Here is a 19,257-nt window from a genome sequence, read left to right on the forward strand (position 1 = left end):
AAGTCATGAGCATCGAGATCGCCAACGAGTCCGGGACGGCGGTGGACGAGACGTCCATCGTCTCCGCCGCCCGATTCGCACTGGACCGCATGGAAGTCAGCCCGCTCGCCGAACTGTCGGTGGTGCTGGTGACCCTGGACGTGATGTCGGACCTGCACGTGCGCTGGATGGACCTGCCGGGGCCCACCGACGTCATGGCCTTCCCCATGGACGAGCTGGACTCCGCCCGCCGCCCCGACGCCGGTGACGTCTCGCCGGCGCTGCTCGGCGACATCGTGCTGTGCCCGGCGTTCGCGAAGGACCAGGCCCGCACGGCCGGTCACTCGCTGATGGACGAGCTGTACCTGCTCACCGTGCACGGCGTGCTGCACCTGCTCGGCTACGACCACGCCGAGCCCGCCGAGGAGCGCGAGATGTTCGGCCTGCAGAAGCGGATCCTCGCCGACTTCAAGGCCGCCATGTCGGCGGCCAAGCGGCGGGACGCGCAGCGCACCAACGACGACCGCCTGCTGGGCGCGGCGGGCCTGGACGCCACGGCGGACGACGCGTAACCGATGGCGAGCTCCGCCTCATTGCTGGTTCTCGCTGTCGCGCTGGTCCTGCTCGGTGGGGTCTTCGCCGCGGCGGACGCCGCCGTCAGCACCGTCTCCCCGGCGCGCGTCGACGGCCTGATCCGGATGGGCCGTCCCGGCGCCCGCCAGCTCGCCGCCGTCGTCGCCGAGCGCCGCAGGCACATCAACCTGCTGCTCCTGCTGCGGATGATCTGCGAGCTCACCGCGACCGTGCTGGTCACCGTGGTGTTCCTGCGCTGGATCGACCCCGAGTGGCTCGCGGTCGTGGTCACCGCCGTCGTGATGGTCGTGGTCAGCTACGTCCTCATCGGCGTCGGCCCGCGCACGATCGGACGCCAGCACCCGTACCGGGTGGGCGCCGCCGTCGCCGGTCCGGTGCGTGTCCTCGGCACCGTGCTGGGCCCGCTCAGCCGGCTGCTGATCATCGTCGGTAACGCCATCACCCCTGGTCAGGGCTTCCGCGAAGGCCCGTTCAGCTCCGAGATCGAGCTGCGCGAGCTGGTCGACCTGGCGCAGGAGCGCGGCGTCGTGGAGCCCGCCGAGCGCGAGATGATCCACTCGGTGTTCGAGCTGGGCGACACCGTGGCGCGCGAGGTCATGGTGCCGCGCACCGAGGTCATCTGGATCGAGCAGGACAAGTCCGTGCGGCAGGCGCTCGCGTTGTCGCTGCGCACCGGGTTCACCCGGCTCCCGGTGATCGACGAGTCCGTGGACGACATCGTCGGCGTGCTCAACCTCAAGGATCTGGTGCGCGCCTCGCTGGACGACGGGTCGGCGAAGCCCGTCTCGCAGCTGATGTACCCGGCGACCTTCGTGCCGGACTCCAAGCGCCTGGACGACCTGCTGCGCGAGATGCAGCTGTCGCACAACCACATGGCGATCGCGGTCGACGAGTACGGCGGCACCGCGGGCCTGCTGACCATCGAGGACATCCTGGAGGAGATCGTCGGCGAGATCACCGACGAGTCCGACCTGGAGGAGCGGCCGCCGGTCGAGCACCTCGACGACAAGTCGGTCCGCGTCTCCGCGCGGCTGCCGGTCGACGACCTGGGCGAGCTGTTCGGCATCGAGCTGGAGGACCACGACGTCGAGACCGTCGGCGGCCTGCTCGCGCAGCGGCTGGGCCGGGTGCCGCTGCCGGGCGCGGAGGCCGAGGTGGACGGGCTGCGCCTGCACGCCGAGGGCGGCAAGGACCGCCGCGGCAGGATGCGGATCACGACCGTGGTGGTGCGCGCGGCGGACGAGGAGATAGCCGGACGTAGGGTGCGTACCGGTGAACAGGACGAACGTGACGGGAGCGTGGACGATGTCTGAGCTGGGGCCGGAAGACGAGAAGATCGTGATTCTCGCCCGATCGGCGCGGGCGCGCACCCAGGCCACCGAGGGCGCCGCGGTACGCGACACCGACGGCCGCACGTACGCGGCCACCACGGTGGAGCTGCCCTCGTTCCAGGTCACCGCCCTGCAGGCCGCGATCGCCGCGGCGGTCTCCAGCGGCGCCGAGGGCCTGGAGGCTGCGGCCGTGGTGACGCACCGGCCGATGGTCGACGGCGCGTCGGTGCAGGCGGTGCGGGACCTCGCGGAGATCGCGCCGATCTTCCGCGCGGACCTCAAGGGCGACGTGCAGGAAGTCCTGCAGTGAACCACCGCTCGGGCTTCGCCTGTTTCGTCGGCCGCCCCAACGCCGGCAAGTCCACGCTGACGAACGCGCTCGTCGGCAGCAAGATCGCGATCACCTCCAGCAAGCCGCAGACCACCAGGCACGCGATCCGCGGCATCGTGCACCGCGACGACGCGCAGCTGGTCATCGTGGACACCCCGGGCCTGCACCGGCCGCGCACGGTGCTCGGCGAGCGGCTCAACGACATCGTGTACTCGACGTGGTCCGAAGTGGACGTCGTCGGGTTCTGCGTGCCCGCCAACGAAAAGGTCGGGCCCGGCGACAAGTTCATCGCGAACGAGCTGCGCAAGATCGCCAAGCGCACGCCGGTGCTCGGCATCGTCACCAAGACCGACCTCGCGAACCGCCAGCAGATCGCCGACCAGCTCCTCGCGCTGCAGGAGGTCATGGAGTTCGCGGAGCTGATCCCGGTGTCCGCTTCCGCCGGTTTCCAGGTGAAGCAGCTGGAAGACCTGCTGGTGCAGCGGCTGCCCGAGGGCCCGCCGCTCTACCCCGACGGCGACCTGACCGACGAGCCCGAGCAGACGCTCGTCGCGGAGCTGATCCGCGAAGCGGCGCTGGAGGGCGTACGGGACGAGCTGCCGCACTCGATCGCCGTCACGGTCGAGGAGATGCTCCCGCGCGAAGGCCGGGACGACCTGCTGGACGTGCACGCGTTCCTCTACGTCGAGCGGCCGAGTCAGAAGGGCATCATCCTCGGGCACAAGGGGGAGCGGCTGCGCACGGTCGGTTCGGAGGCGCGGCGGCACATCGAGGCCCTGCTGGGCACGAAGGTGTACCTCGACCTGCACATCAAGGTGGCCAAGGACTGGCAGCGCGACCCGAAACAACTGCGGCGGCTCGGCTTCTGAGTTTTGTCGGTGCGGGATGAGAAGATGTCCCGGTGAGTCTCTATCGCGACACCGGTGTGGTGCTGCGGGTGCACAAGCTCGGTGAGGCCGACCGGATCATCACCCTGCTGACCCGCCACCACGGCAAGGTGCGCGCCGTGGCCAAGGGCGTGCGGCGCACCACCTCGCGGTTCGGTGCGCGGCTGGAACCCTTCGGCCACGTCGACGTGCAGTTCTACACCGGCCGCACGCTCGACGTGATCACCCAGGTGCAGACCGTGGACGCCTTCGCGCTGCCCCTGGTCGGCGACTACCAGCGCTACACCGCGGCCAGCGCGATCGCCGAGACGGCCGACCGGCTCGCGGCCGAGGAGGGCGAGCCGGCGATGCGGCTGTACCTGCTGGTCACCGGGGCGCTGCGCGCGCTCGCGGACGGGCAGCGGGACGCATCGCTGGTGCTCGACGCCTTCCTGTTGCGTGCCATGTCCTTCGCGGGCTGGGCGCCGGCCATCGCCGAGTGCGCGCGATGCGGCCTGCCCGGTCCGCACCGGGCGTTCAGCGTGCAGGCGGGCGGGTCGATGTGCGGCAACTGCCGGGCGCCGGGGTCGGTGCATCCCGCGCCGGAGGTGCTGGTGCTGCTGGAGGCGCTGCTGCACGGTGACTGGGACATCGCCGAGGCTTCGGTGCAGGGCGCCCGCCGGGACGCGAGCGGCCTGGTCGCCGCCCACCTGCAGTGGCACCTCGAACGTCAGCTCCGCTCGCTCCCCCTGGTGGAGCGGCGCGCACGAGAGGTGACCACCGGGGGTTCGTAGCCGGGTGTCCGTTCGGGCAGCCGCTGTGCGGTGGGTACTGTCGGACGGCGGAATCCGGACTACTGGAGGCGAATCAGGGTGCTGCGCAGGGGACGTCAGGACACCGCCACGGCGCTGCGGGCGCCTGACCCGCACCCGTCCGGGGCGCGTCCGCCGGAGATCCCGGCCGAGCTGGTGCCCAACCACGTCGCCCTCGTCATGGACGGCAACGGCCGCTGGGCCAACCAGCGTGGCCTGCCGCGGATCGAGGGGCACAAGCGTGGCGAGGCCGTCATGATCGACGTGGCCAGTGGCGCGGTCGAGCTCGGCGTGAAATGGCTGTCGGTGTACGCGTTCTCGACCGAGAACTGGAAGCGCAGCCCCGAAGAAGTGCGCTTCCTGATGGGGTTCAACCGGGACACGATCCGCCGTCAGGTGGACTACCTCGGGTCGATCGGCGTGCGGATCCGGTGGGCCGGGCGCACACCGAAGCTGTGGCGCAGCGTGATCAAGGAGCTGCAGGCCGCCGAGGAGAAGACCAAGAACAACACGCTGCTCAACATGACGATGTGCGTGAACTACGGTGGCCGGGCCGAGATCGGCGACGCGGCACGGCGGATCGCGCAGCTCGTGGCCGAGGGCAAGATCAACCCGGCCAAGGTCGACGAGAAGATGCTGGCGAAGTACCTGTACCAGCCCGAGATGCCGGACGTGGACCTGTTCCTGCGGCCGTCGGGGGAGCTGCGGACGTCGAACTTCATGCTGTGGCAATCGGCGTACGCGGAGTTCGTCTTCCAGGACACGTTGTTCCCCGACTTCGACCGGCGCCAGCTGTGGGCGGCGTGCTTGGAGTTCGCGAAGCGGGACCGCCGGTTCGGCGCCGCTGTCGATGCTGCGAAAGGTGCGTCATGATGACTGAAGCCGCGGACACCGCGGAGCTGCTGGGGCGTGCGCGCGAGGCGCTGGAGCGCTACCTGGAGGTCCACGTCGACGACGACGGCGCGCTGACGTTCTCGCACGCCGGGGTGCCCGGGGTCGTCCAGTCGACCCAGCTCGCCGAGGGGCTCACGGTGCTGAGCCTGACCTGTGTCGTGGCGTGGGACCTGCCGGACAAGCCCGGCGTCGCGACGGCCGCGGCCGAGCGGGCGGGGCAGGGGCTGTTCGGCACTCTCGGTGTGACGCACACCGACCGCGGCCTGGACCTGACGCTGCGGTACGCGTTTCCGGGGCAGGGCCTGGAGGTCTCGGCGTTGGGCACCCTGCTGATGCTGGTCATCTCGACGGCTTCGCAGCTGCGGAACGAGCTGGTCCCGCCGCAGGGCTGAGCCACCCCACTGCGGCGACCTGCCCGCACAACCCTTCGGCACCAGACCTTCTGGTCGCGGCCGAGCGGGCGGTCTGGACCTGACGCTGCGGTACGCGTTTCCGGCGCAGGGTCTCGAGGTCCCGGCGCAGGACCGAGCCACCCCACCGCGGCGACCTCCCCGCACAACTCGTCGGCACCACACCTTCGGGGGCGTGCCTCGCGGGCGGCCGGGGAACTGTCGGTCCCCCCTGGCATCATCGGGCCCGTGGACGTCCTCACCGAGCGCCCGCGCGAGAAGCGCCGCCGCCGGATCACCTCCGTCGAGGTGCTCTGCGTGGTGCTGCTCGCCGCGATCCTGGGCCAGTCGTGGCTGCAGGACGTCCTCGACGTGCCCGGCCTGCGCACCGGCTCGACGATCTTCGTCGCCGTCTGCGTCCAGGCCCTGCCGTTCCTCGTGCTCGGTGTGCTGATCAGCGGCGCCATCGCCGCGTTCGTGCCCGCCCGCGTCCTGCGCCGGGCGCTGCCCCGCCGTACCGCCGCGGCGGTGGGCGTCGCCGGGCTGGCGGGGGTCGCGCTCCCCGGCTGCGAGTGCGCCTCGGTACCCGTAGCCCGGCGGCTGATGGGGCAGGGCGTCGCCCCGGCGGCGGCGCTCACCTTCCTGCTCGCCGCCCCCGCGGTGAACCCCGTCGTGCTCGTCGCGACAGCCGTGGCGTTCCCCGGCAGGCCCGAGATGGTCCTCGCCCGGTTCCTCGGCTCGCTCGCCACCGCCGTGGTCATGGGCCTGCTCTGGGCCCGTTGGGGCAAGCTCGACTGGATCGTCGCCCGCGCGCTCGAACGGCTCCCCGACGCCGGGGGCGGGCGCTGGAAGGCGTTCGCCGAGATCGCGCGCACCGACCTGGTCGAGGCGGGCGGTTTCCTCGTCCTCGGCGCCTTCATCTCGGCCACGCTGAACGTCCTGGTCCCGCAGTCCTGGTTCGCCGTCCTCGGTGGACAGCTGGTGCTCGGCGTCGCGGTGCTGGCGGTGCTGGCGGTCGTCCTGGCCCTGTGCAGCGAGGCGGACGCGTTCGTCGCGGCGTCGCTGACGGCGTTGCCGCTGCTGCCGAAGCTGGTCTTCCTGGTGGTGGGCCCGGCGATCGACGTCAAGCTGTTCGCCCTGCAGGCGGGCACCTTCGGCCGCTCGTTCGCGGTGCGGTTCGCGCCGGTGACGTTCGTCGTCGCCGTGTGCTGCGCGCTCGTGGTCGGCACGCTGCTGGTCGGCGGTGCGCGATGAGGCTCGCGCTCGCGTCCGTGGCCCTGGGCGCGGTCGGCGTGGTGTTCGCGGTCTCCACCTGGGTGACCTGGCTGATCATCCAGCCCGGCGACCCGACGCCACTGACGATCGTCGTCGCGCTGGTGCTCGGGGCGTTGTGGGTCGTCGTGCTCGGGGCCGCGGTGCTCGCGCTGATCTTCGGTTTCGTCGGCCGGGCGGCCGGCGGTCTCGCGAAGGCCGGCATCGGGCTGGGCGTCGTCGCGATGCTGCTCGCGCTCGGCGGCGCGGTCGCGTTCGTCGCCGCGGCCGCGGACTGGACGCCGGTGGTGGCCCGGTGAGGCGCGAGACGCAGAACATCCTGCTGGTGCTGCTCGGCGGTGCCCTGCTCAAGATCGGCCTCAACGGCGACTACCTGCGTTACGTCAAGCCGGCCCAGCAGCCCTGGGTGCTCGCCGGCGGAGCGGTGATGGTCGCGCTCGGCGCCGTCGCCATCGTCCGCGACATCCGGGCCCACCACGCCGACGACGGCCACGGCCACCACCACCTCGCCCGGTCCGCCTGGCTGCTGATGCTGCCGGTGCTCGCGGTCTTCCTCGTCGCGCCGCCCGCCCTCGGCTCGGACTCCGTCACCCGCACCGAGGCCCGCGCCCCGGCGCAGAGCCAGGCGGTCTTCCCGCCGTTGCCGCAAGGGGAGGTCGTGCCGCTGTCGCTGACCGACCTCGTCACCCGCGCGGGCTGGGACTCCGGCGGTTCACTCAACGGCCGCACGGTGCGGCTGACGGGGTTCGTCACGCATTCCCACGGCTCCGTGCTGCTCGCACGCATGATCATCACCTGCTGTGCCGCCGACGCGTACCCGCTGACGGTCCGGCTGGCCGGTCCCACGGGCGCGGCCTATCCGGACGACACCTGGCTGGAGGTCACCGGGCAGGTCGTGCCCGGTACGGCGACCAGGGCCGACCGCTACACGCCGGACCTGGTGGTCGCGTCGGTGCGTCGCATTGCGCAGCCGCGGGACCCTTACGAGGACTGAGCCACCCGGGCCGCGCAGTCGGCGCAGGTGCCGACGATCTCGACCGTGTGCGTGATCTCCGAGAACCCGTGCCCGGACGCGATCTTCTCCGCCCAGCGTTCCACGGCCGGCCCCTCCACCTCGACCGTCCGGCCGCAGTGGCGGCACACCAGGTGGTGATGGTGGTGCGAGGAGCAGCGGCGGTAGATCGCCTCGCCGCTGTCGGTGCGCAGCACGTCGATCTCGCCGGCCTCCGACAACGACTGCAGCGTCCGGTAGACCGTCGTGAGCCCGATGCCGTCGCCGCGTTTGCGCAGCTCGTCGTGCAGTTCCTGGGCCGACCGGAAGTCGTCGACCTCCGCCAGCAGCTCCACCACCGCCGCGCGCTGCCTTGTCGACCGCAGGCCGGGCACGGGCGCGACCCTACTCATGCGTCCTCCTGAACGTGTGCCACCGCGTCCACCACGATATGGGCCAGGTGGTCGTCGACGAGCCGGTACACCACTTCGCGCCCGTGCCGCTCGCCCTGCACGACTCCGGCGGCCTTGAGCACCCGCAGGTGCTGGCTGATCAGCGGCTGCGCGACGTCGAGCGCGTCGACCAGCTCGTGCACGCAGCGGTCGCCGTCGCGCAGCTGCAGGACGATCGCGATCCGCACCGGCGCGGCGAGCGCCCGCAGCAGCTCCCCGGCCCCGGCCAGCGCCGCGGTCGAGGGAACCGGCGTGCCCGGCCTGACCGGCCCCTCCGCGTGCACCTCGTCCGGCACCTGGCTCGCCGTGGGCATGTCGATCTCCAGCCTGTCGTGCGGGTGTCCTTCCATCCTAGTGGGCGGTAGCCCGGCGCCCGCCGATCTGTCAAGCCCCACCGCACGAGCGCGAAGCGGCCGGATAGGCTGGACGAAACCATCCCGCCGGCTATGGAGAGCGTGGAGTGCCCGCCAACACGATTGAGACCGTCGTCAGCTTGTGCAAGCGCCGTGGCTTCGTCTTCCCCAGCGGGGAGATCTACGGCGGTACCCGGTCGGCGTGGGACTACGGACCGCTCGGGGTCGAGCTCAAGGAGAACGTCAAGCGCCAGTGGTGGAAGACCATGGTGCAGAGCCGGGACGACGTCGTCGGCCTGGACTCGGCGGTGATCCTGCCGCGCAAGGTCTGGGAGGCCTCCGGGCACGTCGAGGCGTTCGTCGACCCGCTGGTCGAGTGCCTGTCCTGCCACCGCCGCTTCCGGGCGGACCACCTGCAGGAGGAGTACGCCGAGCGCACCGGCAAGGAGCAGGCCGAGGGTGACCTGTCCGACGTGCCGTGCCCGAACTGCGGCACCCGCGGCCAGTACACCGCGCCCCGCAGCTTCAACGGGTTGCTCAAGACCTATCTCGGCCCGGTGGAGAGCGACGAGGGCCTGCACTACCTGCGCCCGGAGACCGCGCAGGGCATCTTCGTCAACTTCCTCAACGTGCAGACCACCTCCCGCAAGAAGCCGCCGTTCGGCATCGGCCAGGTCGGCAAGTCCTTCCGCAACGAGATCACCCCCGGCAACTTCATCTTCCGCACGCGTGAGTTCGAGCAGATGGAGATGGAGTACTTCGTCGAGCCGGGCGAGGACGAGCGCTGGCACCAGTACTGGATCGACCTGCGCACCGACTGGTACACCGACCTGGGCATCCGGCGGGACAACCTGCGGCACTACGAGCACCCGAAGGACAAGCTGTCGCACTACTCGAAGCGGACGGTGGACATCGAGTATCGCTTCGGGTTCTCCTCGGGCCAGGAGTGGGGTGAGCTCGAGGGCATCGCGAACCGCACCGACTTCGACCTGACGACGCACTCGAACCACTCGGGTGTCGACCTGTCGTACTTCGACCAGGCCACCGGGCAGCGCTACCGGCCGTTCGTGATCGAGCCGGCCGCGGGCGTGGGCCGCCCGATGATGGCGTTCCTGCTCGACGCCTACACCGAGGACGAGGTGCCCAACGCCAAGGGCGGCGTGGACAAGCGGGTCGTGCTGAAGCTGGACTACCGGCTCGCGCCGTACAAGGTCGCCGTGCTCCCGCTCTCGCGCAACGCCGACCTCACGCCGAAGGCGAAGGACCTCGCCGCGCGGCTGCGCAGGAACTGGAGCGTCGACTTCGACGACGCCGGGTCGATCGGCAAGCGCTACCGCCGCCAGGAGGAGATCGGCACGCCGTTCTGCGTGACCGTCGACTTCGACTCGCTCGAGGACAACGCGGTGACCATCCGCGAGCGCGACACCATGGCACAGGAGCGCGTGGCACTGGACAAGGTGGAGTCCTACCTCGCGGGCCGCCTGCTCGGCTGCTGACGTCCCGGCACCTGCCCGGCAGCGCCGCGCACCCCTGACACCTGTCACGGTCAGGTCGTGACGAGCGGCCTGCCGGTGCGGGGGCGCGCGGCGGCAGAGTCGGGGTATGAACGCAACCAGCTCCCAGCTCAGTGACGCGGAGGTGACGGCAGGCACCGCGGTGCGGTTGTCCGGCCTGCGCAAGACCTACGGCGAGGTGCGCGCCGTCGACGGCATCGACCTCACGATCGCGCCGGGTGAGGTGGTGGCGCTGCTCGGCCCGAACGGCGCCGGCAAGTCCACCACCGTCGACATGATCCTGGGGCTGAGCAAGCCCGACGACGGCGACGTGACGGTGTTCGGCGCGACCCCCGCCGAGGCCGTGCAGACCGGCAGCATCGGCGCGATGCTCCAGGGCGGCGCGCTGCTGGACGACGCGACGGTCGGTGAGACGGTCGCCATGATCGCGTCCCTGCACCGCAAGCCCATGCCGGTGGCCGAAGCCCTCGCCCGCGCGGGCATCGAGGACCTGGCGAACCGGCGCGGCAACAAGCTCTCCGGCGGCCAGAAGCAGCGCGTGCGGTTCGCCGTCGCGCTCGTGTCCGATCCGGACCTGCTGCTGCTGGACGAGCCCACGGCCGCGATGGACGTCGGGAGCCGCCGCGAGTTCTGGCGGTCCATGCAGGCCTTCACCGGCTCCGGTCGCACGGTCGTGTTCGCCACGCACTACCTGGAAGAGGCCGAGGAGTTCGCCGACCGCGTGGTGCTGATGCGTGGCGGGCGGATCGTCGCCGACGGCTCCGTCGCCGAGGTCCGGGCGCTGGCCGGTGGCCGCACGCTTCGTGCGGTGGCGCCCGGCGCCACCGAGGCCGCGGTCGCGAACCTCCCTGGTGTCACCGGGTTTCAGCTCCGCGGTGAGCGGGTCGCGGTGTCCAGCGGCGACTCCGACGCGACCCTGCGCGCGTTGCTCACCGCCTTCCCCGGGGCGCACGACATCGAGATCGCCGCGATCGGCCTCGAAGGTGCGTTCCTGTCGCTGACTTCAGACGAGGAGAACGTCCGATGAGCCTCAGGTTCCTGGCACTGGAGATCCGGCGGGTCACCCGCTCGCCGCGGTTCATGATCTTCACCGTGGCCTTCCCGGTCCTGCTGTTCCTGCTCTACGTCAGCCTGTTCGCCAAGCAGCCCGCCGAGAAGGCCGTGCTGATGGTGAGCATGACCGCCTTCGGCGCGATGACCGCCGCGATGTTCACCGGCACCCGCGTCGCACTGGAGCGGGCCGCAGGCTGGCAGCGGCAGCTGCGGCTGACCCCGTTGTCCGGCGCGGGCTACCTGACGGCGAAGGCGACCACCGGCATGACGCTGGCGCTCGCGCCCGCGATCTTCGTGCCGCTGGTGGCGCTGGTCGCCGAAGGCGTCTCGCTCGACGGGGCTGGGTGGGTGCGGGCCACGCTGGGGGTGTGGCTCGCGGCGATCCCGTTCGCGCTGATCGGACTGCTCATCGGGCAGATCGGCACGGCCGACTCCACCCAGCCGATCACCCAGCTGGTGATGCTGCCGATGGCGCTGCTGGGCGGGATCTTCATCCCGATCGACGCGATGCCGCACTGGCTGCTGCAGATCGCGCAGGTGCTGCCCACCTACTGGATGGGACAGATCGGGCGCGGCGCGGTCACCCCGGATCTGTCCACGGGCCTCGGCAAGGACGTGCTCGTGCTCGGGATCTGGACCGTGGTGCTCGGGGTCGCCGTGGTTCGGCGCTACCGTAAAGACTCGGCCCGGGTCTGACGAGGTGGAACGTGACGCGTGAACGCGGACCGGAGTGGGGCGGCTGGTGGCGGGACGACGCCATCGGTCCGCCCCACGACCGGTCTTCCGGCGCCCGCTGGCCGCTGCTGGGCCTGCTCTTCCTGTTGCCGATCATCATCCCCGCGGTGCGGTCGGCGGCGCACCCGAACACGTCGGTGGTGCACGCGGTGCTCGGGCCGGTGCTGCTGGCGGCCTACGCGGGCTGCTACTTGTTCTTCCCGCAGGTCGTGTTCCGGCGGCCATCGATCCGGGCGAAGCTCGTCTTCTGCACCGGGATGCTCGCGCTCGGCTGGGTCGCGATGCTGGTGCTGCACGAGGGCAGTGTCTACGTGCTGCTGTACGCGATGGCGGTGATCGCCTTCGGGCTGCCGCCGGGCTGGACGCTGATCCTCGACGGCTCCTCGCTGGTGGCGCTGCTGGTGGTGGTGGAGCGGCACGTCGGCGTGGACGGCTCACCGAGCGACGTCGGCACCCTGCTCGGCATCACGTCCGCGATGTTCGCCGTGGGCCGGCTCCTGCACACCGTGCGGAGCCTGCGGGCGGCCCAGGACGAGATCGCCACGCTCGCGGTCACAGCCGAGCGGGAGCGGCTGGCCCGGGACCTGCACGACATCCTCGGACACAGTCTCACCACGATCACCGTGAAGGCGGGCCTCGCGCGGCGGATCCTGGAGAGCGCGCAGGACACCGAGCGCGCGAGCACCGAGATCCACGAGGTCGAAAGCCTCGCCCGCAGCGCGCTGTCGGACGTGCGCGCGACGGTGTCGGAGTACCGCGAGGTGTCGCTGTCGGCCGAGCTGGTGGGGGCGCGGGCGGCGTTGCGGGCCGCGGAGATCGAGGCGGACCTGCCGCACGCGGTGGACAATGTGCTGCCGGACCTGCAGCAGACCTTCGGGTACGTGCTGCGGGAGGCGGTCACGAACGTGCTGCGGCACTCGGGGGCGAAACACGTGAAGGTGCGGTTGGGCAGGACCTGGCTGGACATCGAGGACGACGGCGCCGGCGCGCCCGGCGGTGTGTCGGGGAACGGGCTGCGCGGGCTGACCGAACGGCTGGACCAGATCGGCGGCACCCTGCGCGCGGAGCCGCGGGCGGGCGGCGGCTTCCTGGTGCGCGCCGAGGTGCGGCCCGCGCTGGAGGCCGCCTCGTGATCCGCGTGCTGCTGGCCGACGACCAGGCGATGGTGCGGGGCGCGCTGGCGACCGTGCTCGGGCTCGAAGCGGACATCGAGGTGGTGGCGCAGGTCGGTTCCGGCGAGGAGGTGCTGGCGGCGGCGAAGGAGTCATCGCCCGACGTCGCCCTGCTCGACGTGCAGATGCCCGGCAAGGACGGGCTGAGCGCCGCGGCCGAGCTGCACGCGGCGCTGCCGGCGTGCCGGATCATCGTCTGCACGACCTTCGGCAGGCCCGGCTACCTGGCGCGGGCGATGGCCGCGGGCGCGGCCGGGTTCGTGGTGAAGGACTCGCCGCCCGAGCAGCTGGTCGACGCGGTGCGCCGGGTGTCGAACGGCCTGCGGGTGGTGGACCCGGCGCTGGCCGCGGAGTCGCTGGCGACCGGGCCGAGCCCGCTGACCGGACGGGAGCACGACGTGCTGCGCGCGGCCAGTGACGGCGGCACCGTCGCGGACATCGCACGCCGACTGTTCCTGTCGGAAGGCACTGTGCGCAACCACCTTTCCGCCGCGATCGGCAAGACCGGCGCGCGCACCCGGGCGGAGGCGGTCCGCCTCGCGGAGGAGAACGGGTGGCTGTGAGAATGACGCCGTGGGGACGCGCACGACGACGACAAGGGCCGCCTGGGTGCGGCGTGCCGTGTTCGGCACGCTCCTGGTCGTCGCGCTGACGATCGGCGGCACCGCGTTCCGCGTCTGGCAGATCGCGCGCGTCGACGACCGGTCCGAGGCCGACGTGATCATCGTGCTCGGCGCCGCGCAGTACAACGGAAAGCCGTCGCCGATCTTCCAGGCCCGGCTCAAGCACGCCAAGCAGCTCTACGAGGACGGCGTGGCGAAGGTGATCATCACGGCCGGCGGCAACCGTGCCGGCGACGAGTACACCGAGGCCACCGCCGGCGCCCAGTGGCTGGTCGAGCAGGGCGTGCCGAAGGCGAGCACGCTGCCCGTCGGCGAGGGCCGGGACACGCTCGGCAGCCTGCGCGCGGTCGCGAACGTGGTGGCCGAGCACGGCTGGCACACCGCGGTCCTCGTCAGCGATCCCTGGCATTCGCTCCGGGCTCGCACGATGGCCGACGACGTCGGGATGGAGGCGTGGACCTCGCCGACGCACAGCGGCCCCATCGTGCAGACCCGCCAGACGCAGGCGATGTACATCTTCCGCGAGACCGGTGCGCTGTTGTTCTACCTGCTGACGAAGACCCCGGCCGACGACATCGGCGGCACCGGGCTCGGCTGAAACAGTCGGTGGTCCCGCTTATCGTGGTCACCGTGAGCTGGTACGACGAACACGATCGCGAGCGGCGGGTGCCGGAGCCGCCCAAGCGGGCCGCGCTGCCGGGCTCGCGCGCGGACGGGCGCAGCGACTTCGCGCGCGACAGGGCACGCGTACTGCATTCCGCGGCGCTGCGGCGCCTCGCGGGCAAGACGCAGGTCGTCGGGCCGGGGGAGGGTGCCGAGGTCAGCGGTGTGCCGCGCACCAGGCTCACGCATTCGCTGGAGGTCGCCCAGATCGGCCGGGGCATCGCCGAGGAGCTGGGCGCGGATCCGGACCTGGTGGACACCGCGGGCCTGGCGCACGACATCGGCCACCCGCCGTTCGGGCACAACGGGGAGCAGGCGCTCAACGTCGTCGCGCAGCAGTGTGGCGGGTTCGAGGGCAATGCGCAGACGCTGCGCATCCTGACCAGGCTGGAGCCGAAGCTGGAGCCGGTCGGGCTCAACCTGACCCGCGCCTGCCTCGACGCGGCCACCAAGTACCCCTGGCCGCGTAGGCCGGGGCAGGTCAAGTTCGGCGTCTACGCCGATGACGCCGAGATCTTCGCGTGGATGCGCGAAGGTGCGCCTGAAGGCCGCCGGTGCTTCGAAGCGCAGATCATGGACTGGGCCGACGACGTGGCGTACTCGGTGCACGACGTCGAGGACGGCGTGCTGGCCGGGCGCATCTCGCTGCCCGTGCTGGCGGACGCCGAGGAGCGCGCGGCCGTGGCGGAGCTGGCGGCGAAGCACTTCTCGGACCAGTCGGTGTCCGCGCTGGAAAGCGCGGCGCGGGAGCTGCTGACGCTGCCGGTGGTCGCCGAGCTGGCGAAGCCGGGGCACGACTCGTCGTTCGGTGCGCACGTCGCGCTCAAGCGGGTCACCAGCGAGCTGGTGGGCCGGTTCGCCGCCGCGGCGGTCACCACCACCCGGCAGGCGCACGGGGACGGGCCGCTGACCCGCTACGCCGCCGACCTCGAGGTCCCGGCGCAGGTGCGGGCCGAGGTAGCACTGCTGAAGGCGCTCGCGCTGCGGTACGTGATGAGCGACCCGCGGCGGCTCGCGATGCAGGACGGCCAGCGCCAGATGCTCACCGAGCTGGCCGGGCTGCTGGTCCGCCGCGCGCCCGAGGCGCTGGACAGCGTGTTCCATCCGGCGTGGGAGGCAGCCGGTGACGATGCCGCCCGCCTGCGCGTGGTCGTCGACCAGGTCGCCTCGCTGACGGACGCGCAGGCGCACGCGTGGCACGCCTGGCACACCGGACGGCACTGAAAATCCGGTAGCGTCGAGACGATGGGCAAACCGGAACTGGATCACCTGCGCTTCTGCCTCGCGCTGCACCGCGCCGTCGCCGGCGAGGGCGATTCGTGCTTCTCGCCCTACTCGGTCGCCAGTGCGCTGGGCCTGACGAGCCAAGCCTCGCGGGGTGCGGCTTCCGACGAGCTGGTCCGGCTGCTGGCCGCGGAGGACGCCGACGTGGCGAAGCAGGCGGAGCTGTTGCGGGCCGCGGCCGCACTCAGCGAGTCCGGGCGGCACGAGGCCCCGGTGCTCGCGGTCGCGAACACCCTGTGGACCGCCGAAGAGCTGCCGCTCAACCAGGACTTCCTCGGTGAGCTGGCGGCGTGGCCGAACGGTGCGGTGAAGCCGGCGCCGTTCGCCGCGGACCCGGAAGCGGCCCGCCGCGCCATCAACGCCGACGTGGCCCGGACCACCCGCGACCTCATCCCCGAGCTGCTCAGCCCCGGCGCGGTGAAGCAGGACACCGTGGCCAGCCTGGTCAACGCCCTCTACCTCAAGGTCGCCTGGGTGCACCGCTTCCGCGACGAGCGCACCGAGGACGGCGACTTCCACAGCCCGTCCGGCATCCGGCGGGTGCCGATGATGCACCAGGCGGAGTCGCTCGGGCACGCGGCGCGGGACGGCTGGCAGCTGGTCGAGCTGCCGGCCGCGGGCGGGGTGCAGGCCACGATCCTGCTGCCCGACGGCGACCTGTCCGCGCACGAGCCAGGTCTGGACGAGCACCTGCTCGCGAAGCTGTTGTCGGCGAAGAAGAACCGCCAGGTCCGGCTCGCGATGCCGAAGGTGTCGCTGGACATGCGCGCGGAGCTCAAGCCCGCGCTGGGTGGCCTCGGAGTGCGGACGATGTTCTCGCCCCGGGCGGACTTCAGCCCGCTGACGCCGGACGAGCGGGTGTTCGTCGACGACGTGCTGCACCAGTCGGTCCTGCGGCTCGATGAGCAGGGGCTGGAGGGTGCGGCGGCGACGGCGGTGATGTTCCGCACGCTGTCGATGGTCACCCCGGCGGACCCCCTCGACGTGGTCGTCGACCGGCCTTTCCTGCTCCTCGTGCGGCACGCCGGGACGGGTGTGGTCTACTTTTTCGCCCGCGTAGTCGAACCGTGAGGTAAGAAGTTGACCGCGTTGCTGGAGGCGCCCGGGACGGTGCAGGTGAACGAGCCCGAACGGCGCAGGTGGAACCGTGCCGACTCGATCGTCGGACTGTGCTACCTGCTCGCCGCGTTCGTGATCTACGCCGGGTTGTGGGGCAACCTGAGCAGCGGCTACCTGTACAACAGCGCGCAGGACCAGAACATGTGGGAGTGGTTCTTCTCGACCACCGCCCACTCGGTGTGGCATCTGCAGAACCCGCTGGAGTCGGTGCTGCAGAACTATCCCGACGGCGTCAACATGATGGCCAACACCGCGATGCTCGGCCTGAGCATCCCGCTGTCGCCGATCACGATGCTGTTCGGGCCGACGGTCACCTGGGCGATCGCGCTGACCGGTGGCCTGGCCGGCACGTCGTTCGCCTGGTACTGGGTGTTCTCGCGGCACCTGGTCACCTCGCGGGTCGCGGCCGCGGTCGGCGGGGTGTTCTGCGGGTTCGCGCCGCCGATGATCTCGCACGGCAACGCGCATCCGAACTTCGCGGTGCTGGTGCTGCTGCCGTTCATCGTGCTGCGGCTGATCCGCCTCGCGCAAGGCGCGCGCCCGGTCCGCGACGGGCTGATCCTCGGCGTCCTGCTGGCGTACCAGGTGTTCCTCGGCGAGGAGCCGCTGCTCATCACGATGCTCGGCTTCGTGGTCTTCGCCATCGCTTACGCCGCGTCGCGCTGGCGCGAAGCGGTGAAGATGGTGCGCCCCATGGTGATCGGGCTCGTGATCGCCGGCGTGCTGACGCTCGTGGTGACGATCTTCCCGCTGTGGTGGCAGTTCCTGGGGCCGCAGAGCTACCACACCCTCGAACACGGCTCGGTCGGCAACGACACGGCGGCGTTCACCCGCTTCGCGACGGAGTCCATCGCCGGGGACGCGCAGGCGGCGGCCGACGTGTCGATGAACCGCACGGAGGAGAACGCGTTCTTCGGCTGGCCGCTGATCGTGTTCATGGTGGTGCTGACGGTCTGGCTGTGGCGCAACGTGCTGGCGCGCTCGATCGCGATCTCGATGTTCGTGATGGCGTGGCTGTCGCTGGGGCTGGAGATCACGGTGGCCCACCACGACACCGGTATCCCGGGGCCGTGGCAGTTGCTGGCGAAGCTGCCGCTGTTCGACTCGCTGCTGGAGTCCCGGCTGGCGATGGCGTGCATCCCGGCGATCGGCGCGCTGCTCGCGATCGCGACCGAGCGGGTGTTCCGCGCCGCGCCGTCGTTCCGGGACAAGGACCTGCCGCTGCGGTGGCTGTGGCTGGGCGCGCTGGTCGCGGTCCTGCTGCCGATCGCGCCGACGCCGCTGGAGACCATCACGCGGCCGGGCACGCCGGCGTTCTTCTCGGACGGCACGTGGCGGCAGTACGTGACGAGCGGGTCGGTGGTGACCGTGCCGCTGCCCAACCCGGGTGACGCGCGCGCCCTGCACTGGCAGGTTCAGGCGGACGTCGGGTTCCCGCTCGCGGACGGCTACTTCGTGGGCCCCAACGGCCCGGACGACAAGCGCGGCCGCTACGGCGCGCCCGACCACCCGACGGCGTCTCTGCTCAACGACGTGCACGACACCGGCGACGTGCCGGCCGTGACGGACACCCAGCGCGCCGAAGCCCTGGCCGACCTGCGCTACTGGCACGCGGATGTCGTGGTGCTCGCGCCGGGCACCAACCAGCAGGCCCTCCAGGCGACGGTGGAGCTGCTCCTGCGCACCCCGGCCCGCTACGTGGACGGCGTCTGGCTCTGGGACGTCCGTGCCCTGACGGCGAACGCCACTTAGCCGGGGCGCGGTGGCGGCCGGACGCCGAGCCGCGGGGAAAGATCAAGAGAGTCCTCGCCGGACGGGCAGGCTCCGGGATGAGCCAGGCCCAAAGGGATCTCACCTCGTGCAGGTGGTCGAGTTGGGCGGTCATCCCGTCGCCTGCGGTTTGTGCATATCATTTTGAGCCAGGCCCGCAAGCTTTGGCCTTTCGGCCGCCGGTCCCAGCGGATGTTGCGGACCTGGCTCAAAATGATCGTCCGGTGTCAGGCGACGGGATGACCACCCAACTCCGGGGTTGACATGGCGGCCCGCCTACCGCGCGCACAGCCCGAGGCTGCTACCCCAGATACTCCCCGATCGCCCGGCCCAGATCCTGCCCCGCGCCCGCGCTCATGTGGTCGCCGGGGATGGTCCGGTACTCCGCGACAGGGAGCGCCGCAGCGAGCTGGTCCGCCGTGCCCTGGTCGTCGTCCCCGTCGCCGACCAGCACCAGCACCGGCGTCGTGATCCGCGCCAGCTCCTCGGGCGACGTGTCGACGAACGTGTCGAGCAACCGCAGCAACGCCACCGGATCGCCACCGACCGCACGCAGGAACCGCTCCGCCTTCCACTCCGCCGAGCCGCGCTCGAACGTGCCCAGCTCCGTCAGGATCCGCCGGAAGTGCTCCCCGCGACGGCGGGCGGCGACGATGCCCTCCACCCCGGTCCCGGCGACGATCGCGCGCCCCGGCGTCGCGCCGCGCACCAGCATGCGCACGACCGTCCGGGCGCCGAGCGAATAGCCGCCCAGGTCGTAGTCCACCAGCCCCAGGTGCTCCAGCAGCGCGAACCCGTCGTCGGCGAGGACGTCCGGGGGATAGGCCGCGGGGTCGTGCGGCTTCGCGCTCTCGCCGTGCGCGCGCAGGTCCGGCATGATCACCCGGTGCCCGCGTCCGGCGAGCTCAGCCGCGTGGCCGTAGGCGACCCAGTTGACCCGGGCGGTCGAGAAGTACCCGTGGATCAGCACCAGCGGGCGCCCCTGCCCCACCTCCCGGTACGCGAGCTCGACGCCGTCGCGGCCGGGGAAACGTCCTTCGATCACCAGCCGAGCCTGTCA

22 protein-coding genes are annotated in these 19,257 nt (G+C 71.6%); 19 read left to right on the forward strand and 3 right to left on the reverse strand.

Annotation, left to right across the window (positions count from 1 at the left end; translation table 11 throughout):
- Positions 1–5 precede the first annotated feature (5 nt).
- From ybeY to LWP59_RS09580, 10 genes are all read left to right on the forward strand, one after another.
- A complete protein-coding gene (ybeY, locus tag LWP59_RS09535; RefSeq protein WP_144642014.1) occupies positions 6–551 on the forward strand; it encodes an rRNA maturation RNase YbeY in 546 nt (181 codons plus the stop codon).
- A 3-nt stretch (positions 552–554) separates the two neighbouring features.
- The gene (locus tag LWP59_RS09540; RefSeq protein WP_144642013.1) at positions 555–1,886 is read left to right on the forward strand and encodes a hemolysin family protein; all 1,332 of its coding nucleotides are present in this window, start codon (positions 555–557) and stop codon (positions 1,884–1,886) included.
- Positions 1,879–2,214 (forward strand): cytidine deaminase, encoded by a 336-nt coding sequence (locus LWP59_RS09545; protein ID WP_144642012.1) that lies wholly within the window; start codon positions 1,879–1,881, stop codon positions 2,212–2,214. Before LWP59_RS09540 ends, LWP59_RS09545 begins: the two co-directional genes overlap by 8 nt.
- Entirely contained in the window at positions 2,211–3,104 is an 894-nt protein-coding gene (gene era, locus LWP59_RS09550; RefSeq protein WP_144642011.1) for a GTPase Era, read from the forward strand. Before LWP59_RS09545 ends, era begins: the two co-directional genes overlap by 4 nt.
- Before the next feature lie 32 nt (positions 3,105–3,136).
- Positions 3,137–3,895 (forward strand): DNA repair protein RecO, encoded by a 759-nt coding sequence (gene recO, locus LWP59_RS09555; RefSeq protein WP_144642010.1) that lies wholly within the window; start codon positions 3,137–3,139, stop codon positions 3,893–3,895.
- A 78-nt stretch (positions 3,896–3,973) separates the two neighbouring features.
- The gene (locus LWP59_RS09560; RefSeq protein ID WP_144642009.1) at positions 3,974–4,786 is read left to right on the forward strand and encodes an isoprenyl transferase; all 813 of its coding nucleotides are present in this window, start codon (positions 3,974–3,976) and stop codon (positions 4,784–4,786) included.
- Positions 4,783–5,199 (forward strand): hypothetical protein, encoded by a 417-nt coding sequence (locus LWP59_RS09565; protein ID WP_144642008.1) that lies wholly within the window; start codon positions 4,783–4,785, stop codon positions 5,197–5,199. Before LWP59_RS09560 ends, LWP59_RS09565 begins: the two co-directional genes overlap by 4 nt.
- 246 nt (positions 5,200–5,445) lie before the next feature.
- A complete protein-coding gene (locus tag LWP59_RS09570) occupies positions 5,446–6,450 on the forward strand; it encodes a permease (protein ID WP_229857284.1) in 1,005 nt (334 codons plus the stop codon).
- A complete protein-coding gene (locus LWP59_RS09575; protein ID WP_144642006.1) occupies positions 6,447–6,767 on the forward strand; it encodes a hypothetical protein in 321 nt (106 codons plus the stop codon). The genes LWP59_RS09570 and LWP59_RS09575 overlap by 4 nt, the downstream gene beginning before the upstream one ends.
- Positions 6,764–7,462, forward strand: a complete 699-nt coding sequence (locus LWP59_RS09580; RefSeq protein ID WP_144642005.1) for a TIGR03943 family putative permease subunit — start codon at positions 6,764–6,766, stop codon at positions 7,460–7,462. Before LWP59_RS09575 ends, LWP59_RS09580 begins: the two co-directional genes overlap by 4 nt.
- Here the strand turns inward: LWP59_RS09580 and LWP59_RS09585 are convergent.
- Complete coding sequence (locus LWP59_RS09585) at positions 7,450–7,872, reverse strand: Fur family transcriptional regulator (protein WP_144642004.1); 423 nt, start codon at positions 7,870–7,872, stop codon at positions 7,450–7,452. The two genes, LWP59_RS09580 and LWP59_RS09585, sit on opposite strands and share 13 nt — an antisense overlap.
- Positions 7,869–8,261, reverse strand: coding sequence for an ArsR/SmtB family transcription factor (locus tag LWP59_RS09590; protein ID WP_229857283.1), 393 nt, complete (start codon positions 8,259–8,261; stop codon positions 7,869–7,871). Before LWP59_RS09590 ends, LWP59_RS09585 begins: the two co-directional genes overlap by 4 nt.
- Positions 8,262–8,371: 110 nt before the next feature.
- On the opposite strand from LWP59_RS09590, the gene LWP59_RS09595 reads away from it, so the two are divergent.
- From LWP59_RS09595 to LWP59_RS09635, 9 genes are all read left to right on the forward strand, one after another.
- Positions 8,372–9,760 (forward strand): glycine--tRNA ligase, encoded by a 1,389-nt coding sequence (locus LWP59_RS09595; RefSeq protein ID WP_144642003.1) that lies wholly within the window; start codon positions 8,372–8,374, stop codon positions 9,758–9,760.
- Positions 9,761–9,866: 106 nt separating this feature from the next.
- Positions 9,867–10,805, forward strand: coding sequence for an ABC transporter ATP-binding protein (locus LWP59_RS09600; protein ID WP_186383375.1), 939 nt, complete (start codon positions 9,867–9,869; stop codon positions 10,803–10,805).
- Complete coding sequence (locus LWP59_RS09605) at positions 10,802–11,527, forward strand: ABC transporter permease (protein ID WP_191334781.1); 726 nt, start codon at positions 10,802–10,804, stop codon at positions 11,525–11,527. The genes LWP59_RS09600 and LWP59_RS09605 overlap by 4 nt, the downstream gene beginning before the upstream one ends.
- 11 nt (positions 11,528–11,538) lie before the next feature.
- Complete coding sequence (locus LWP59_RS09610; protein ID WP_373299401.1) at positions 11,539–12,699, forward strand: sensor histidine kinase; 1,161 nt, start codon at positions 11,539–11,541, stop codon at positions 12,697–12,699.
- On the forward strand, positions 12,696–13,301 hold the full coding sequence (locus tag LWP59_RS09615) for a response regulator transcription factor (protein ID WP_144641990.1): 606 nt from the start codon (positions 12,696–12,698) through the stop codon (positions 13,299–13,301). Before LWP59_RS09610 ends, LWP59_RS09615 begins: the two co-directional genes overlap by 4 nt.
- Positions 13,302–13,311: 10 nt before the next feature.
- Entirely contained in the window at positions 13,312–13,959 is a 648-nt protein-coding gene (locus LWP59_RS09620) for a YdcF family protein (protein WP_144641989.1), read from the forward strand.
- A 32-nt stretch (positions 13,960–13,991) separates the two neighbouring features.
- Positions 13,992–15,248 (forward strand): deoxyguanosinetriphosphate triphosphohydrolase, encoded by a 1,257-nt coding sequence (locus tag LWP59_RS09625; protein ID WP_144641988.1) that lies wholly within the window; start codon positions 13,992–13,994, stop codon positions 15,246–15,248.
- 21 nt (positions 15,249–15,269) lie between these two features.
- Positions 15,270–16,379 (forward strand): serpin family protein, encoded by a 1,110-nt coding sequence (locus tag LWP59_RS09630; protein ID WP_144641987.1) that lies wholly within the window; start codon positions 15,270–15,272, stop codon positions 16,377–16,379.
- Between the two features lie 9 nt (positions 16,380–16,388).
- Positions 16,389–18,179 (forward strand): glycosyltransferase family protein, encoded by a 1,791-nt coding sequence (locus LWP59_RS09635; protein WP_144641986.1) that lies wholly within the window; start codon positions 16,389–16,391, stop codon positions 18,177–18,179.
- A 319-nt stretch (positions 18,180–18,498) separates the two neighbouring features.
- Here LWP59_RS09635 and LWP59_RS09640 read toward each other — a convergent pair whose 3' ends face one another.
- Entirely contained in the window at positions 18,499–19,242 is a 744-nt protein-coding gene (locus LWP59_RS09640; RefSeq protein ID WP_229857281.1) for an alpha/beta fold hydrolase, read from the reverse strand.
- Positions 19,243–19,257: the final 15 nt, after the last annotated feature.

It is taken from the genome of Amycolatopsis acidiphila, assembly GCF_021391495.1.
GTDB lineage: Bacteria > Actinomycetota > Actinomycetes > Mycobacteriales > Pseudonocardiaceae > Amycolatopsis_E > Amycolatopsis_E acidiphila.

Excerpts from the sequence above, each read along its gene's own strand:
- ybeY (WP_144642014.1), top strand. The coding sequence starts at position 6 with ATGAGCATCGAGATCGCCAACGAGTCCGGGACGGCGGTGGACGAGACG.
- LWP59_RS09540 (WP_144642013.1), top strand. The coding sequence starts at position 555 with ATGGCGAGCTCCGCCTCATTGCTGGTTCTCGCTGTCGCGCTGGTCCTG.
- LWP59_RS09545 (WP_144642012.1), top strand. The coding sequence starts at position 1,879 with ATGTCTGAGCTGGGGCCGGAAGACGAGAAGATCGTGATTCTCGCCCGA.
- LWP59_RS09565 (WP_144642008.1), top strand. The coding sequence starts at position 4,783 with ATGATGACTGAAGCCGCGGACACCGCGGAGCTGCTGGGGCGTGCGCGC.
- LWP59_RS09575 (WP_144642006.1), top strand. The coding sequence starts at position 6,447 with ATGAGGCTCGCGCTCGCGTCCGTGGCCCTGGGCGCGGTCGGCGTGGTG.
- LWP59_RS09585 (WP_144642004.1), bottom strand. The coding sequence starts at position 7,872 with ATGAGTAGGGTCGCGCCCGTGCCCGGCCTGCGGTCGACAAGGCAGCGC.
- LWP59_RS09590 (WP_229857283.1), bottom strand. The coding sequence starts at position 8,261 with ATGGAAGGACACCCGCACGACAGGCTGGAGATCGACATGCCCACGGCG.
- LWP59_RS09600 (WP_186383375.1), top strand. The coding sequence starts at position 9,867 with ATGAACGCAACCAGCTCCCAGCTCAGTGACGCGGAGGTGACGGCAGGC.
- LWP59_RS09605 (WP_191334781.1), top strand. The coding sequence starts at position 10,802 with ATGAGCCTCAGGTTCCTGGCACTGGAGATCCGGCGGGTCACCCGCTCG.
- LWP59_RS09630 (WP_144641987.1), top strand. The coding sequence starts at position 15,270 with ATGGGCAAACCGGAACTGGATCACCTGCGCTTCTGCCTCGCGCTGCAC.